This is a genomic window from Sphingomonas sp. MS122 (genome assembly GCF_049532975.1).
In the GTDB taxonomy this organism is placed as follows: domain Bacteria; phylum Pseudomonadota; class Alphaproteobacteria; order Sphingomonadales; family Sphingomonadaceae; genus Sphingomonas.
In genome coordinates, this window is sequence record NZ_CP186695.1 from 910279 (window position 1) to 924569 (window position 14291).

Here is a 14291-nt window from a genome sequence, read left to right on the forward strand (position 1 = left end):
TCGGCGGTCGGGCTGGCCTAGGCTGCTTGGATCGATGACCGCGGCTGCGTCACGAACGGCCGCAATATCCTCAGCGCGCGGTCGACATAGTCGGCCTTCTCGCCGACCGGGGCGACATAATGGATCGCTTCCTCGGCATCCTGCAGCGAGGCGCCGCGGGCGATCATCCAGGCGGCGAGATATTGCGAGGACAGGCAACCGCCCGCGGTCGCGACGTTGCCGTGCGCGACGAACGGGGCGTCGATGACGTTGACGCCGGCCTCGATCACCCAGGGCTTGGTGGTGAGATCGGTGCAGGCGGGGAGATCGCCGACCATGCCGAGCTTCGCCAGCAACAACGTGCCCGAGCATTGCGCGCCGATCAGCTGGCGCGCGGGGTCGAGGCGGATGCGCGCGAGCAGACCGGCATCGGCAGCATGGTCGCGGGTGTGGACGCCGCTGCCGATGAGGACGGCGTCGGCTTCGGCCGCGAACTCGAGCGGGCGCTGACGGCGGACGGTGACGCCGTTCATCGAGGTCACGTTCTCGGTAGGGGACGTGATGTGCGCCGCCCAGCCCTTCGCTCGCATCCGGTTGAGGATCGCAGCGGCGATGAAGGAGTCGAGCTCGTTATAGCCTTCGAGGGTGAGGACGGCGATCTGCATGGCTGAAGCTTAGTCCGTTCAACTTGAATCGTCCCCCTGCGAAAGCAGGGGGCCAGGGCCAAGGGCTCATCGCTTCCGACTCTGAACCCCTGCTTTCGCAGCGGAACCACGGCGGCTCGACTTGAGCCCGCCACGGCCTAGCCCGCGTTGCTGAGGCCCAGCTGCCACAGGACGAAGGCATTCTCCTCGGCGGCCTCATGCAGGCTTTCCCAGCGGCCCGACTTGCCGCCATGGCCCGCGCCCATATTGGTCTTGAGCAGCAGGACATTGTCGTCGGTCTTGGTCGCACGCAGCTTGGCGGCCCATTTGGCCGGCTCCCAATAGGTGACGCGCGGATCGTTGAGGCCGCCCGAGATGAACATCGGCGGATAGGCCTGGGGCTTCACATTGTCGTATGGGCTGTAGCCGCGGATCAGCTCGAACGCTTCCTTGTCGGTGATCGGGTTGCCCCATTCGGGCCACTCGCCGGGGGTCAGCGGCAGACTGTCGTCCAGCATCGTGTTGAGCACGTCGACGAAGGGCACGTCGGCGACCACTGCGGCCCAGAGACCGGGATCGGAATTGACCACCGCGCCCATCAGCTCGCCGCCGGCCGAGCGCCCGGCGATGGCGATGCCGCCCTTGTGGGTGAAGCCGCGCTCGATCAGCCCCTTCGCCACGTCGACGAAGTCGTTGAAGGTGTTGGCGCGCTTGTCGAGCTTGCCATCGAGATACCATTGCTGGCCGAGATCGTCGCCGCCGCGGATATGCGCGATGGCGAAGGCGACGCCGCGGTCGAGGAATGACATGCGCGCGGTCGAGAAACCCGGCGGAATGGCATAGCCATAGGCGCCATAGGCATAGAGATAGAGCTTGCCGCTGCCGTCGCGGGGGAAGTCCCTGGGATAGACGATCGAGCAGGGCACTTCGGTACCGTCGCGCGCGGTGATCCTGAGCCGTTCGGTGGCGTATTTCGACGCGTCGTAACCCGATGGGATTTCCTGGACTTTGCGCGTTTCCAGCTCGCCGGTGGCGACATGATAGTCGTAGACGGTGGCGGGGGTGACCATCGACTCATAGCCGATGCGCAGCACGTCCATCGCATATTCGGGATTGTCGCCGAGCGACGCGACGTAGCTCGCCTCGGGGAAGGCGATGCGTTTGCCTTCACCGCCCGCATAGCGGTGCAGCTCGATCTGATCGAGCCCGTCCTCGCGCCCCTCGACGATGAAGAAGTCGGCGAAGGTGGTGACCCCGGTCATGTAGAAATGCGGCGAAGACGCGATCCGCTCGACCCACTCGCCCGGCGCATCGAGGCTGGCGGTGCAGAGCCGCCAGTTGGTGTGGGTGTCGTTGGTGTGGATGAAGAGCGTGCCGTCATGCTCTTCGACGTCATATTCGCGGCCGGGCTGGCGCGGGGCGACGAGGATCGGCTCGGCCAGCGGATTGTCGGCGGGGAGCAGACGCACCTCGCTGGTCACATGGTCGCCGGTCGAGATGACGAGCCACTTGCGCGACTGGGTCTCGCCAACGCCGACGCGATAGCCTTCGTCGTCCTCGTGGTAGAGCTCGACGTCCCCGTCCGGATCGCTGCCGAGCCGGTGATAGCGGGCATTGTCGGTGCGCCACTGGTCGTTGGCGATGCCGTAGAGGAACCCGGCATCGTCGGAGGTCCATACGATGTCGGAAAGCGTGCCGGGTATCTCGTCGGGCAGATGCTCGCCCGTCTCGAGATCCTTGACCTTGAGCAGGAAACGCTCCGAGCCGTTGTCGTCATAGGCATAGGCCAGCCAGCGGCCGTTGTTGGAGACCGAAAAGCCGCCGAGGCGGAAATATTCCTTGCCGTCGGCGAGCGCGGGCTCGTCGAGGATCAGCTGGTCGTCGCCGCCCGCGACAGGCTTGCGCCACCAGCGGCGATATTCGCCGCCCTCCTCGAAATCGGTCCAGTAGAGGAAGTCGCCGTCCTTCTGCGGCACGGTCGCCTCGTCTTCCTTGATGCGGCCGCGCATTTCCTGGAACAGCGTGTCGGCGAGCGGCTTCAACGGCTTCATCACCGCTTCGTAATAGGCGTTCTCTTCGCCGAGATAGGCGAGCACGTCCTCGCTCGTGACGTTCGGATAGCCCGGGTCACGCAGCCAGTTCCACGGATCGTCGATGGTCACGCCGTGGCGCTCGAAGCTGTGGGGACGGGTGGCGGCGACGGGGGGCTTGGGCAGATCGGTCATGTCCGATCCATAGCCCCCCGCCTGCCCTTGTCGAGAGTTGCTATGCCGCTTCGAGGTCGAGCAGCAGGCGCTTGGCCGCGAGCCCGCCGGCGAAGCCGGTGAGCGCGCCGCTGGTGCCGATCACGCGGTGGCACGGCGCGATGATCGAGACCGGGTTGCGGCCGTTGGCGGCGCCGACCGCGCGGCTGGCGCCGGGACGACCGATCTGGCGCGCGATCTCGCCATAGCTTCGCGTCTCGCCATAGGGGATGGTGAGCAGTGCCTGCCACACGCTGCGCTGGAACTCGGTGCCGCGGAAGTCGAGCGGGACGTCGAAGGCGCGGCGCTTGCCGGCGAAATATTCGGCGACCTGCGTGGCGGCCCGGACGAGGACGGGGTGCGCCGCTTCGTCGACGGTCGGGCCGAGCGGGACGCGGCCGGCGCGCTCGTTGGGCCAGAGGATGGCGACGAGGCCGGTGTCGCTGGCGACCAGCCGGAGCGTGCCGACGGGCGAACCGATATCGGTGTGAACGAGGGTCATGTGAAATCTCCTGCGGATATGCTCCGCAAGATAGGCTCGATGCAAATCCAGTGCTTCCCGTGGCTTGCGGGCAAAGTCATGAGCTTCGTCATTCCCGCGAAGGCGGGGATCCATCTGGCTGATCTACAGGCTCCATCCGCAACGGCAGCGTCAATGAATCCCCGTCTTCGCGGGGATGACATAGGACGGGTGGCGCAGAGCCTTAGCTTCCCGCGATCACGCCACCCACGCCGAGCCGCTTGCCGCGGGTAATGATCACGCGGTCGCCGAGTCTGGCCTGGGCAAACAGCAGCTTGGCGAAGGGCAACGGCACGCCGATGCAGCCATGCGTCGCCGCACCCATCTCGACCTCCGAGGCGTGGATCGCGACGCCGTCGTTGGTGAGGCGCATCATGTACGGCATCGGCGCGCCGTAGAGGTTGGAGATGTGGTGCACCTTCTTCTGCGTGATCTTGTGCTCGCCGAGCGGCGTCGGCTTCTCGTCCGCGCCGTAGAGGATCGCGGTCGCGCCGATCTCGTAGCCGTCGCGGAACACCGACATCGTCTCGGCCTCGAGATCGATCGTGATCGTGAGCGGGCCGTTCGCGGGGATGCCCTTGGCGTCCCAATAATATTCGCCGAAGCGGATCGGGCCAGGGATGTCGAGGATGCGCTTGACGACGAGTTGCGGCGCGGGTGCAGGTGCCGGGGCGGCCACGACGGCCGGCTTTGGCGCGGGCGCCTTGGCCACCGGCTCGGGCCGCGGCGCGACCGCGGGCTTCACGGGCGCCGCGGCGGGCGAGTTGGCGGGAAGCAGCGTCGCGGCGCCCATCGCAGCGCCCACGCCGCCGACGAGAAGTCCCGTCCTGATCGCCCATCCGCTCCAGCGCACTTGCCCGACTCCGTTGAAATTGTCCCGCCATGATCCGCAATTCGAGCCGCTCGTGCCAGCCTCGATTCCGCGGCGTTCCAGCATGGCACATCCCGTCCGGCCGTTAACCTCGTCCTCCCGCCCCTTCCAAAAGCCGCGCGATCGGCCTAGCCATTCGCCATTGCCCGGACGGCTTCACAGGCGGCCCTGCCGCCCCCAGATTGGGCCCGGAGCCGCCGGACCACGCGCTTTCTAAGGACTGGAACTCATGTCGACCTATGCCGATCGCCTGAACGCCCTTCGCGAGCAGCTGAAGCGCGAGAAGCTCGACGGATTCGTCGTGCCGCTGACCGACGAGCATATGAGCGAATATGTCGGCGACTATGCGCAAAGGCTGGGCTGGCTGACCGGATTCCAGGGCAGCGCGGGCAGCGCGGTGGTGCTGCCCGAGGCGGCGGCGATCTTCACCGACGGGCGCTATACGCTGCAGGTGCGCCAGCAGGTCGACGGGACGCATTGGGAATATGTGCCGGTGCCGCAGGTGAGCATCGCGAGCTGGCTCGGCGAGCATGCGCCGCAGGGCGGGCGGATCGGCTACGATCCCTGGCTGCACACGCGCGGCTGGGTCGAGGAAGCGCGCAAGGCACTGGCCGAGAAGGGCGCCGAGCTGGTCGCGGTGACGAGTAACCCGATCGACGCGGTGTGGGCCGACCAGCCGCTGCCCTCCGACGCCAAGCTCGCGGTGCAGGACGACGATACCGCGGGCCAGACCAGCGCCGCCAAGCGCGCGGGGATCGCCGACTGGCTGGCCGAGCGCAAGGCCGATGCGGTGGTGCTCTCCGCGCTCGATTCGATCGCCTGGGCGTTCAACGTGCGCGGCAAGGATGTGAGCCACACGCCGGTCGCGCTCGCCTATGCGATCGTCCATGCCGACGGCACCGCCGACCTGTTCGTGGCCAAGGACAAGGTGGGCGAGGAGGTCGCCAAGCACTTGGGCAACGCCGTGCGCGTGCATGACCGTTCGGCCTTCGCTCCGGCGCTGGGCCAGTTCGCGGGCAAGCGCGTCGCGGCCGATCCGGGCGGCTCGGTGGCAGCGATCTTCGACGCGATCGAAGCCGGTGGCGGCAAGGTGCTCGCCGTTCGCGATCCGGTGGTGCTGGCCAAGGCGATCAAGAACGACGCCGAGATCGCGGGACACAAGGCGGCGCAGGCGCGCGACGGGGCGGCGCTGGCGCGCTTCCTCAAATGGGCCGAGGCCGAAATGCCCAAGGGCGGGGTGACCGAGATCTCGGCCGCCGCGAAGCTGCAGACGTTCCGCGAAGAGACCGGAGTACTCAAGGACCTGAGCTTCGACACCATCTCCGGCACTGGCGCGAACGGCGCGATCCCGCACTACAAGGTGACCGAGGAATCGAGCCTGCCGATCGAGACCGGACATCTCTATCTGGTCGATTCGGGCGGGCAGTACGCCGACGGCACGACCGATGTGACGCGCGTGATCCCGGTGGGCGAGCCGACCCAGGAGATGCGCGACCGCTTTACCCGCGTGCTCAAGGGCCATATCGCGATCGCGACGGCGGTGTTCCCGGAGGGCACCACCGGCGGACAGATCGATGCGTTCGCCCGGCGGCCGCTATGGGAAGTGGGCTGCGACTATGCGCATGGCACCGGCCATGGCGTGGGCGCCTACCTGTCGGTGCACGAAGGGCCGCAGCGCATCGCCGCGCCCAACTATCCCGGCGGCGGCCCGGCCGAGCCGCTACGCGCGGGCATGTTCCTCTCGAACGAGCCCGGCTACTACAAGGCCGGCGAGTTCGGCATCCGCATCGAGAACCTCGTCCTGGTGGTCGAGAAGGGCATCCCGGGCGCCGAATCGCCGATGCTCGGCTTCGAGACGCTGACCTTCGCCCCGATCGAGCGCAACCTCATCGAGCCCGCGCTGCTGACCGAGGAGGAGCGCCGCTGGCTCGACGCCTATCATGCCAAGGTGCTCGAGGTGCTGGGCCCGCAGCTCTCGCCCGAGGAGCGGGTGTGGCTCGAGGCCAAGTGCCGCCCGATCGCGGCACGGTGAGCTAGTCCGCCTCGGGCTCGCGCGGCGGCTCGGCTTTCGCCTCGCCCGCTGCCCGAGCCTGCGCTTTCCGCTTGCGCAGGTTCTCGCGCAGCGCGGCGGCGAGGCGGGCCTTCTTCTCGGCGTCGTTCATGGCGCGATGCGATAAACCCGCCCTGCCCGCCTTGACAACCGGGCCTCCCCGCGCAAAAGGGCCGCTCCCGCGCGGGGCCGGATCTGCCGCCCGCGCCGAGTGCTGCCGTAGCTCAGTGGTAGAGCGCATCCTTGGTAAGGCTGAGGTCGTGAGTTCAATCCTCACCGGCAGCACCATTTTTCCCGCATGATCTAGCCCGGTTCCGGGCTCGGCGGGCGGCGCAGCGCCGCAAGCCGGCGGTACATCCAGAGCGGGATGCGCAGCACATGATAGAGAAAGGCGAGCCGGCGCGGCAACGGCAGCGCCAGCCGGTCGACCGGCGAGCGCCATAGCGACGCAAGCTCGGCGGCGAGGTAGCGCCAGCCCGGCGCGATCCCCAGCCGCGCAAATCGGACGCGGAAGCCGAGCCGGGAGTGATCGGGGAATGCGCCTTCTCCCTCGCCGTAGGTGAGCGCCGCCACCGCGGTCGCCGCCAGCCGCTCGGTGCGGCGGTCGTCGCGCAGTTCGGCCAGCAGCGCGCCGGGCAAGGCGACGCCGAGCAGCTGGTGGCAGAGCAGCAGCGCGACCCCCGCGGCACGCCCCGTGCCGAGCGCGTGCAGGCGGCGGTAGAGCCCGTCCAGCTCCGCGGCCTCGTAGCGCGAGAGCAGCGCCGCGACATCCGCCAGCCATTTGAGCCGCACCCAGGCGGATCGCGTCCCGTGCACCGTGAGATAGGCGAGCAATTCGGTATCCGTCAGCGTCCGCAGCTGCTGGGCGCCGATGGCCACGGCCTGGGTCGGCGACCGCGCGTCGACGCCGGGGAGCAGATGGGGATTGTCGACCAGCCGCCAGTGCAGCTCCACCGCGATCCGCTTCGCGGGATGGACGAGCACGCACTCCTTGGCGAGCTCCATGAAGAGCTTGAACCGATGCCCGTCGAGCGATGCCGGCTCGACCAGCGCATAACCATTGCGCTCGAGGATCGCGCGGCCATGCGCCGCGGATTCGGGGGTGGTCAGCAGATCGATGTCCCACGCCTGCTTGAGGCCGATATCCCCATAGGCGAGCACGCCCAGCGACGCACCCTTGACGAACAGCGCGGGACAGCCGGCAGCGTCGAACGCGTCCTGGAGCAGCACCGCCTCGCGCGCCATGGCGAGGGCGGTCATGCGGAGTCGGCGAGCCTCGTCGGCGAGGCGCTGCGCGGTCGCGTCGGGCACGGCCATGCCGGGACCGATGAGTCCGTTTTGGACCAGCGCGGTGACGCGGTGACGACGCGCGATCCGCTCGACCCGCGGCCAGTCGATCGTGCCGCTCGCCGCTTCGCGCACGGCCGCGTCGCGCGCAGGTCCGCGAGGCCAGCGGCAGCAGGCGGCTACGATCCTGAATTCGTTCGAGATACCGGATGGCGAAATCATGGTTGCTCGGCAGCGGACAGGCGAATCGAGACTAGCTCGGGTCGCGCCGCGCCGTAAGGGTTTCGTTCGGCGATGCGGCGGCGGTCCATGGAACGTCCTATCATATTGGCCATCCGCCCGTTTTCGGGAGCCTCGCCTTGCCTCGAACGGCAGCAACAGGTAGGAAGCAATGGCTGGCGCTCGCTGCCGTTTCGGTATCGAAAGAGGCGACGTCGGGACAGGACGATCGCTGCCGCGGCCGTTCTCTGGCCTTGGATTGATATCTTTGGGGGATAACGATGACCGAGCGAATGGACGACAATCAACCGAAGTCGGATCGTCTGACCTGGGTCGAGCCGGAAATCTCGACGCTGGCGATCGAAGAGACCGCTGCCTTTTCCGGCCCGGGTCCCGATGGAGGCGCGTTCCCGGATTGCACCAGCTCCTGAGCGACCGGCACATGGGCGGAAGCGTCAGCCGCGCGCTGCGCCTTCCGCCCGGCTCCGGCCTTCATCTATAGGGCGATCAGGTCGGTCGGCGCCGCCGGCAGCTCGATCTCATCCATCTTGCGCAGGTTCGAATCGAGGAAGATCACGCTTCCCGGAAGATCGGCGCGAACGGCGCGCACGCCGAACAGCGACGTCCCGACAATCAGCCCCCGCCGCCCCATCGCCAGCCCGCGGGTCATGCGATCGCTCACCTGCACCGGCGGACCGGCCGAGCGGAGCAGCGTCCCGCTCATCGAGCCGCAGTGCCACAGCACCCCTTGCGCATCCTCGAGGATATCGTGGCAGCAATAGCCGGCCAATCTCTGCCGCCGGACCGGCCGCCAATCGGCGTCGAGCCAGGCGAGCTCGCTCGGCCGGCGCGGCTCCGAGGTTCCGTTGTGCAGCAGGATCGCCACCTGCCCGCGCACAAGCGCGATCGAATTGACATGATGGTAGGGCGCGCTTGCATCGGCGAACGGATGCCGCACATCAACCGGCGCGCCATCGAGCGTGAAGCGGCGGATCGCCTGGTTGGCGGTATCGACGAGGCAGATGCACGAATCGATCACGGCGAGCTGATGGCATTGGCTGTCGAGCCCCTTGGCGATCACCGCGGCGTCGGCGATCACGCCGGCATCGAGCCTCAGGCGGACGATCCTGCCCTTGTCCGATCGCGCGCTCGGCACGCCGCAGGATTCGAAGAGGAACAGCGCATTCCCGCGCTGCCGCACGCCGAAGAAGAAGCCGAAGGCAATGCGCTTGGCGCCGTGCGGACCGACCGCGAACAGCCCGTTGCGGCTTGCGGCGAGGCACTCGAAGCCGCGCAGATCGGGGTCGCAGATGCGCACCTGGTCCGCGGCATAGGCACGGTCCGCCAGCGCCGCGCGGATCGATCGCTCGCTTGCGAAGCCGTCCTGCATCGCCGCTGGCCTAGCCGCCGCCGCGCGACAGTCAACCGCGCGTGAGGCCCGGGCCGACGATGGACCGCACCGGCATCTATGGCCTGTTCAGGCTGGACAGCGCGCCGATCGATGCGCGCGAGGCGGCGACGCTGGGGTTCGAGCTTCCAGGTCCGCCGACGGCTGCGCTCGCACGCGCCGTCGACCTCGCCGATCCCGACGCGGTGCACCTCAGCCAATCGGATGACGCGCTGACCCTGCTGCTCGGGCATCTCGACGACCCCGCGGCGGTCGCGGCGCGGCTGGGGATGGCGGCGGAGACGCCCCGGGTGACGCTCGCGGACGCGGCCTTGCGGCGCTTCGGCCCGGACGTCCGGCAGGTCATGGCCGGCGAATGGACGCTCCTTCACCGGGACGCGGGCCGGATCACGCTGGCCTGCTCGATCGCGCAGCGCGACCCCTTGCTCTACGCCCGCGAGGGCGACCGCGTCGCGATCGGTCCCGATCTGCGCCAGCTCGGCCGGATCGACTGGATCGGCGATGCGCTGGACGATGTCGGGGTGCTCTTCGCGGTGGGACGTCAAGGGCTGCGCGCGGCGATGGCGGGCCGCACGGCACTGGCGCGCGTGCGCATGCTCGAGCCGGGCGGGTTCGTCACGCTCGACCGCGCGGGTAGCCAGGTCGCACCCCGCGCGGTGCCCGCGCCGGCCCCGCGCTGGCGCGGCCGGTTCGAGGACGCGGTCGCCGAGACCGGGGCGCTGCTCAATGAGATCGTCCGGCAGCGCATAGGGGCGCCGCGGATCGGATGCATGGTGAGCGGCGGGCTCGATTCCTCGACGGTCGCCTGGCTCGCCACGCGCAACCGGCGGCCGGACACGCTGCTCAGCTTCCTCACGTCCGCGGCGCCGGCGGACAGCGGTCTCGCCGACGAAACCGAATTCGCGCAGATCGTCGCGGACCATCTGGGGGCGCCGCTGACGCATGTGATTCCTGACGAGGAACCGCATCTCTACCGCCCGAGCGCCGTCCAGCTGCGCGAGCGCAACGGGCCGCTGCTGGGCCCTCGCCACTATCTCTACGATGCCTTCGCCGGTCATGCGCAGGCGCACGCGATCCCGCTACTGCTCGATGGGCAATATGGCGAGTTCACGCTGACCAATCCGTTCCCACTGTCCTCTTGGCGCGATCGCCTCCGCCGCAGGTTGCACGCAACGCGGCGCAAGGAGAGCGCGGAACCGGGCGCGGCCTTCCACCTGTTCATGGCGCCGCACCGGCTGGCGGCGCTGCCCGATGCGGTTGCGGCGGCTGTGGCGGCGAGCGCTCCGCCCGGACCGCCTCGGATGCCGGCACCGGGCGACCTCTGGGGGATTCTCGCGGGCACCGAGAAGGCGATGCTCGCACCCGCCTCGCTGGCGCTGGGCCGGGTGCGGATCGCGCTGCCCTTTCGCGATCCGCGGCTGCTGACGCTGTTCTCGGGCTTCCCGGCGGGCATGTTGCAGCGCCCCGGGCAGAATCGCGCGCCAGTGCGACACCTGCTGACGGGACATCTACCCGATTCGATCCGGCTGCGCCCCAAGGGGCTGGCCTTCTCGCCCGACTATTTCGAGCGGCTGACGCGCCAGGCTCCCGCGGCGCGCGCGCGGATCGGCACATTCCGCAAGGCCGGCGCCGACGAATGGCTCGATCTCGACGCGCTCGATGCCGCGCTCGAACGCATCGCGGGCGGCGCGGCGCGGGGCAGGCAGGAAATCCTCACGGCGCAGCTGACGGCGATGGCCGCCGAGTTCATCGCCTGGTGGCGCGGCGTCTCATGAGCTGACCAGGGTCTCCGCCAGCGCCAACGCGTCGCGGGCGCGGGCGCGGTGCGCGTCCTCGCCCGTCTTCTCGACGGCGGGGAAGCCGATCACCGGGAGCCGGGCGGCGAGCTCGAGCAGCGCCTGCTGACGCGCACGATGGCCGGGCAGGGCCGCCAGCCAGACCGGGCGAAACAGGTGCTTCGCGAGCATCATGCCGCGCGCCGCCGGCGGCATCGCTTCGATCGGCGCACCGAGCAGGAGCAGGCCGGCGAGCGGAAGCCGCGCCGCCGAGATGCGCGCCGCCGGGCGGACGACATGCTTGCCGCGCGTCGCGGGCGAGGGCGGCACGACCTCCTCACCCGCGGTCCAGCACGCGATCTCCGGGCCGAGCCGGATCGTCGTCCGTCCCGGCAGTGCTTCGGCCACGCCGTCGCGGATCGCGATGGCGGTCAAGTCGTCGCTCACCAGCGCCGCGCCGCAACCGAGCAGCCCCGCCGTCAGGCTCGACTTGCCCGCGCCGCTCGTGCCCGCGATCAGCACCGCCTTGCCGCCAAGCTCGACCGCGCAGGCGTGGAGCGGGGTCAGCCCGCGCCAAGCGAGGATGTGCGCCGCGACGGTGCCGTAAAAGGCATGGGGCAGCACCCCGTTCCAGTTCGGGCCGGGGAGATAGTCGACGCGCGTGCCGGCATGCGTGTCGAACACCGCCTCCGCTTCCCAGGGGAAGCGCGTGCCGTCGGCATAGATCTGGCCGCGCCGCAACTGTGCGAGCGGGGTGCGCTGCGCCAGCGCCGTCGCCCGGGCGACGCGGACATCCGCTTCGCTCCTTTCATCCGGATCGATCGCCTCGAAATGCATGAGCGGGATGTCGCTCAGCCAGCGCAATCCGAATGCCGCGGCGTGATACGCCAGTGCGCCGGTCACCCGCGCATCGCGGCTAGCTCGCGCTCGCCAGCTGCTGCGCCTGCATCTCCTGGAGCGTGCGGGTCACGGCCTGGGCGCAGGTCTCGGGCGGCACGTCATATTGGCGCAGCAGGCTGGCCTCGACCTCGCTCTGCGTGCTGGGCGTGGCGAGGGCTTCCCAGATCGCCCGCGCGGTCGGATTGAGCGCGACATAGGTGCCGCTCTCGATATTGACCATCACATAGCTGTCCTCGACCGGGGACCCGACCCAGTCGTCATTGCGCCGCCAAACCCTGTCCGTCATCCCGATCCCCCTGCCCCCGCGCAGCGCGCGAGGGCTGCCCATTCCCATGCCGCCAGCTCGCCCGTGCCCGCCGAATAAGACCAGCTATACAGGGGGATCGTCCGGGCGAGTAGGGCCGAATCCGCCAATATCGCCATATGACGGCCAAGCAGCGCAGGGACCCTGGGGCGATGGCGATGTACGAGCAGTTGCGCGACTGCCTCGACCGGGGCGAGGCGCGCAACGGCCTGCGCGGCGCCGGCATCGCCACGCGACAGGACCAGGATCGCGCCGAGCGGCGCACGGGCGAGCGAACGGTCGCGCGGCACCGGGTGGAAGTCCCGCGCCGCCCCCTGCCCGCCGCCGAGGAAATAGCCGCCGGCAAGGCCGCTCGCTTCGCCGAGGCGTTCCGCCGTGTCGATCACGATCGTGTCGTCGCCGACGATCGATCCGCCCGCCGCGACGAGCTGGGCGAGGATCGTCGACTTGCCGCTTCCCGATGCGCCCGCGATGGCGATCGCGCGATCCCAGCCGGGTAGTTGCGCCGCCGCAGCGTGAAGCACGAAGCGGCCGCGCATCCACAGCAGGGCCGGCAAGGCGGTCGCGATAAGCATCGCCGCCACCTCGGTCTCGCTTGCCGCGGGATGCGGGGTCACATCGATCCTTGCCGAGCGACAGCGATATTCGGCGATGCCCGGCGCGGTGAAGCAGAGCGCGTCCCCCTCGAAGCGATAGATCCGGTCCGATCGCGCCACGTCCGGCGCCGCGAGCGCAATCTCGACCTCCGCGTCCGCGGCTTCGTCGATCACGGCACCGGGAATCGAAATCTCCGACAGGACCCGTAGGCCATAGGCGAGAAAGCCGCGCATGCGCGCGGTCAGCCCGGCCAGATATCGAAGGCGAAGCAGATCCTGCGCTCGGCCGCGCCGTGCGGGAAGGTGCGGTGATAACTGTGCGAAGGGAACATCATCAGCGTGCCGGGCGCCGGGCGCACCAGCTCCTCGCCGAACGCCGCGGCCGCCTCCGCGCCGGCCAGTTCCTCGGGCAGGCCGAAGGCGATACAGCCGCCGGGATCGGTCCCATGCGCGATCGAGTCGGGGATCTGCACATAATAGACGCCGCTCAGCCAGCCGAACTGATGGACGTGCCAGGTCTCGAACCCCTGGCTCTCGGTGATCACGCACCAGCAATGAAGCGTGCCTCGTGCGGGACGCGCGCGCGCCCAGGGGTGATCGAGCCCGGCGATGTCGCGGACATGCGCGTCGACCTGCGCCTCGATCTCGCGCAGCAGCGCACGGACCATCGGCGCCTCGCCGGTCGCAGGCGCGTCGATCCGCCAGGTCTGCTCGGAGGCGGTGCCGTAGCGGTCGAAGCGCACGCCGGGATGGCGCAGCAGCTCTTGCGCGAGCGCGGCATTGAACGCATCGAGGCTCGCCCAGCCGGGCGGCCGCGCCAGCGTGGCGCGGCGGGCCAGCACATTCCAGCCGACCATCTCGCGCGCGGCCGCGATCTCGCCGAGCCGGGCAAAGGCGAGGATGCGCGCACCGAACAGCCGCGAATGGCCCACGCCCTGGGCGAGCAGCCCGTCGGTCATCGCGATCACCGCGCCCGGTTCGTCGCGATCGATCAGCAGCGCGGCGAGGCGCTTGCACGCGTCCTTGTTGTGCGGATCGATCTCGAGCGCGCGGCGCAGGCATTGCTCGGCGGCGGCAATATCCCCCAACCGGGTCCAGGTCTTTCCTTCGAGCGCGAGCGCTGCGGCGCGCTGTCCGTCATTCTCCGCACTCGCCAGCGCCACCCGTGCCCCGGCACCGGCGCGGCGCGCATGCGCATCGTCCTCCTGCGCGAGATGCGCATAAGCGAGCAGCGTCGCCTCGGCATAGGACAGCGCGTCGATATCGGCCGATGCGTAGAGCGCCAGCGTCTCGTCGAAAGCGTCGCCGAGATTGAACAGCGAGGCCAGTCGCTGGCGCAGCAGCGGGGAGCCGGGATTGCGCGCATAGGCCGCCTTCACCAAGACGCATTCGTCGGCCGCGGTGATCCGCTTCCCGGTCTCCTGGCTGATGATCATGTGACTGGACATGTTGGCGCGTTCCCCCCGGCCTGATAGGGGTATTGCCGCGCGTGGCG

Annotated in this window: 14 protein-coding genes and 1 tRNA gene; 4 read left to right on the plus strand and 11 right to left on the minus strand. The window is 69.4% G+C overall.

The window, feature by feature from the left end; translation table 11 throughout:
- Nucleotides 1-17: 17 nt before the first annotated feature.
- From ACO227_RS04230 to ACO227_RS04245, 4 genes are all read right to left on the minus strand, one after another.
- The gene (locus tag ACO227_RS04230) at nt 18-644 is read right to left on the minus strand and encodes a DJ-1/PfpI family protein (protein ID WP_423605549.1); all 627 of its coding nucleotides are present in this window, start codon (nt 642-644) and stop codon (nt 18-20) included.
- Between the two features lie 137 nt (nt 645-781).
- Nucleotides 782-2848 carry a S9 family peptidase gene (locus tag ACO227_RS04235; RefSeq protein ID WP_423605551.1) on the minus strand — a complete coding sequence of 689 codons (2067 nt, stop codon included), beginning with the start codon at nt 2846-2848 and terminating at the stop codon, nt 782-784.
- A 40-nt stretch (nt 2849-2888) separates the two neighbouring features.
- A complete protein-coding gene (locus ACO227_RS04240) occupies nt 2889-3368 on the minus strand; it encodes a methylated-DNA--[protein]-cysteine S-methyltransferase (protein ID WP_423605553.1) in 480 nt (159 codons plus the stop codon).
- 202 nt (nt 3369-3570) lie between these two features.
- On the minus strand, nt 3571-4239 hold the full coding sequence (locus ACO227_RS04245) for a L,D-transpeptidase family protein (protein WP_423605555.1): 669 nt from the start codon (nt 4237-4239) through the stop codon (nt 3571-3573).
- 247 nt (nt 4240-4486) lie between these two features.
- Here ACO227_RS04245 and ACO227_RS04250 point away from each other — a divergent pair, with 247 nt between their 5' ends.
- On the plus strand, nt 4487-6289 hold the full coding sequence (locus ACO227_RS04250) for an aminopeptidase P family protein (RefSeq protein WP_423605557.1): 1803 nt from the start codon (nt 4487-4489) through the stop codon (nt 6287-6289).
- A 1-nt stretch (nt 6290) separates the two neighbouring features.
- Here ACO227_RS04250 and ACO227_RS04255 read toward each other — a convergent pair whose 3' ends face one another.
- Nucleotides 6291-6419: a hypothetical protein gene (locus ACO227_RS04255; protein ID WP_423605559.1), complete on the minus strand. Its 129-nt coding sequence runs from the start codon at nt 6417-6419 to the stop codon at nt 6291-6293.
- 101 nt (nt 6420-6520) lie between these two features.
- Between ACO227_RS04255 and ACO227_RS04260 the strand changes: the two genes are divergently transcribed.
- Nucleotides 6521-6595 (plus strand) — tRNA-Thr (locus ACO227_RS04260).
- Between the two features lie 15 nt (nt 6596-6610).
- On the opposite strand, the gene ACO227_RS04265 is transcribed toward ACO227_RS04260, so the two are convergent.
- Nucleotides 6611-7729 (minus strand): nucleotidyltransferase domain-containing protein, encoded by a 1119-nt coding sequence (locus ACO227_RS04265; protein WP_423605561.1) that lies wholly within the window; start codon nt 7727-7729, stop codon nt 6611-6613.
- 365 nt (nt 7730-8094) lie between these two features.
- Between ACO227_RS04265 and ACO227_RS04270 the strand changes: the two genes are divergently transcribed.
- Nucleotides 8095-8244 carry a hypothetical protein gene (locus tag ACO227_RS04270; RefSeq protein ID WP_423605562.1) on the plus strand — a complete coding sequence of 50 codons (150 nt, stop codon included), beginning with the start codon at nt 8095-8097 and terminating at the stop codon, nt 8242-8244.
- 65 nt (nt 8245-8309) lie between these two features.
- Here ACO227_RS04270 and ACO227_RS04275 read toward each other — a convergent pair whose 3' ends face one another.
- On the minus strand, nt 8310-9203 hold the full coding sequence (locus ACO227_RS04275; protein WP_423605563.1) for a hypothetical protein: 894 nt from the start codon (nt 9201-9203) through the stop codon (nt 8310-8312).
- Nucleotides 9204-9244: 41 nt separating this feature from the next.
- Here ACO227_RS04275 and ACO227_RS04280 point away from each other — a divergent pair, with 41 nt between their 5' ends.
- Nucleotides 9245-10996 (plus strand): asparagine synthase-related protein, encoded by a 1752-nt coding sequence (locus ACO227_RS04280; protein WP_423605565.1) that lies wholly within the window; start codon nt 9245-9247, stop codon nt 10994-10996.
- Here the strand turns inward: ACO227_RS04280 and ACO227_RS04285 are convergent.
- The 4 genes from ACO227_RS04285 to ACO227_RS04300 form a co-directional block, all read right to left on the minus strand.
- The gene (locus ACO227_RS04285; RefSeq protein ID WP_423605566.1) at nt 10991-11899 is read right to left on the minus strand and encodes a hypothetical protein; all 909 of its coding nucleotides are present in this window, start codon (nt 11897-11899) and stop codon (nt 10991-10993) included. The two genes, ACO227_RS04280 and ACO227_RS04285, sit on opposite strands and share 6 nt — an antisense overlap.
- 13 nt (nt 11900-11912) lie before the next feature.
- On the minus strand, nt 11913-12182 hold the full coding sequence (locus ACO227_RS04290; protein ID WP_423605568.1) for a PqqD family protein: 270 nt from the start codon (nt 12180-12182) through the stop codon (nt 11913-11915).
- Nucleotides 12179-12970, minus strand: a complete 792-nt coding sequence (locus ACO227_RS04295) for a hypothetical protein (RefSeq protein WP_423605569.1) — start codon at nt 12968-12970, stop codon at nt 12179-12181. The genes ACO227_RS04290 and ACO227_RS04295 overlap by 4 nt, the downstream gene beginning before the upstream one ends.
- Before the next feature lie 68 nt (nt 12971-13038).
- Nucleotides 13039-14244, minus strand: a complete 1206-nt coding sequence (locus tag ACO227_RS04300; protein ID WP_423605571.1) for a putative 2OG-Fe(II) oxygenase — start codon at nt 14242-14244, stop codon at nt 13039-13041.
- Nucleotides 14245-14291 lie beyond the last annotated feature (47 nt).

What these genes read in the sequence shown, in the direction of transcription:
- ACO227_RS04240 (WP_423605553.1), bottom strand. Translation starts at nt 3,368, where the DNA reads ATGACCCTCGTTCACACCGATATCGGTTCGCCCGTCGGCACGCTCCGG.
- ACO227_RS04300 (WP_423605571.1), bottom strand. Translation starts at nt 14,244, where the DNA reads ATGTCCAGTCACATGATCATCAGCCAGGAGACCGGGAAGCGGATCACC.
- ACO227_RS04270 (WP_423605562.1), top strand. Translation starts at nt 8,095, where the DNA reads ATGACCGAGCGAATGGACGACAATCAACCGAAGTCGGATCGTCTGACC.
- ACO227_RS04230 (WP_423605549.1), bottom strand. Translation starts at nt 644, where the DNA reads ATGCAGATCGCCGTCCTCACCCTCGAAGGCTATAACGAGCTCGACTCC.
- ACO227_RS04250 (WP_423605557.1), top strand. Translation starts at nt 4,487, where the DNA reads ATGTCGACCTATGCCGATCGCCTGAACGCCCTTCGCGAGCAGCTGAAG.
- ACO227_RS04235 (WP_423605551.1), bottom strand. Translation starts at nt 2,848, where the DNA reads ATGACCGATCTGCCCAAGCCCCCCGTCGCCGCCACCCGTCCCCACAGC.
- ACO227_RS04255 (WP_423605559.1), bottom strand. Translation starts at nt 6,419, where the DNA reads ATGAACGACGCCGAGAAGAAGGCCCGCCTCGCCGCCGCGCTGCGCGAG.
- ACO227_RS04275 (WP_423605563.1), bottom strand. Translation starts at nt 9,203, where the DNA reads ATGCAGGACGGCTTCGCAAGCGAGCGATCGATCCGCGCGGCGCTGGCG.
- ACO227_RS04290 (WP_423605568.1), bottom strand. Translation starts at nt 12,182, where the DNA reads ATGACGGACAGGGTTTGGCGGCGCAATGACGACTGGGTCGGGTCCCCG.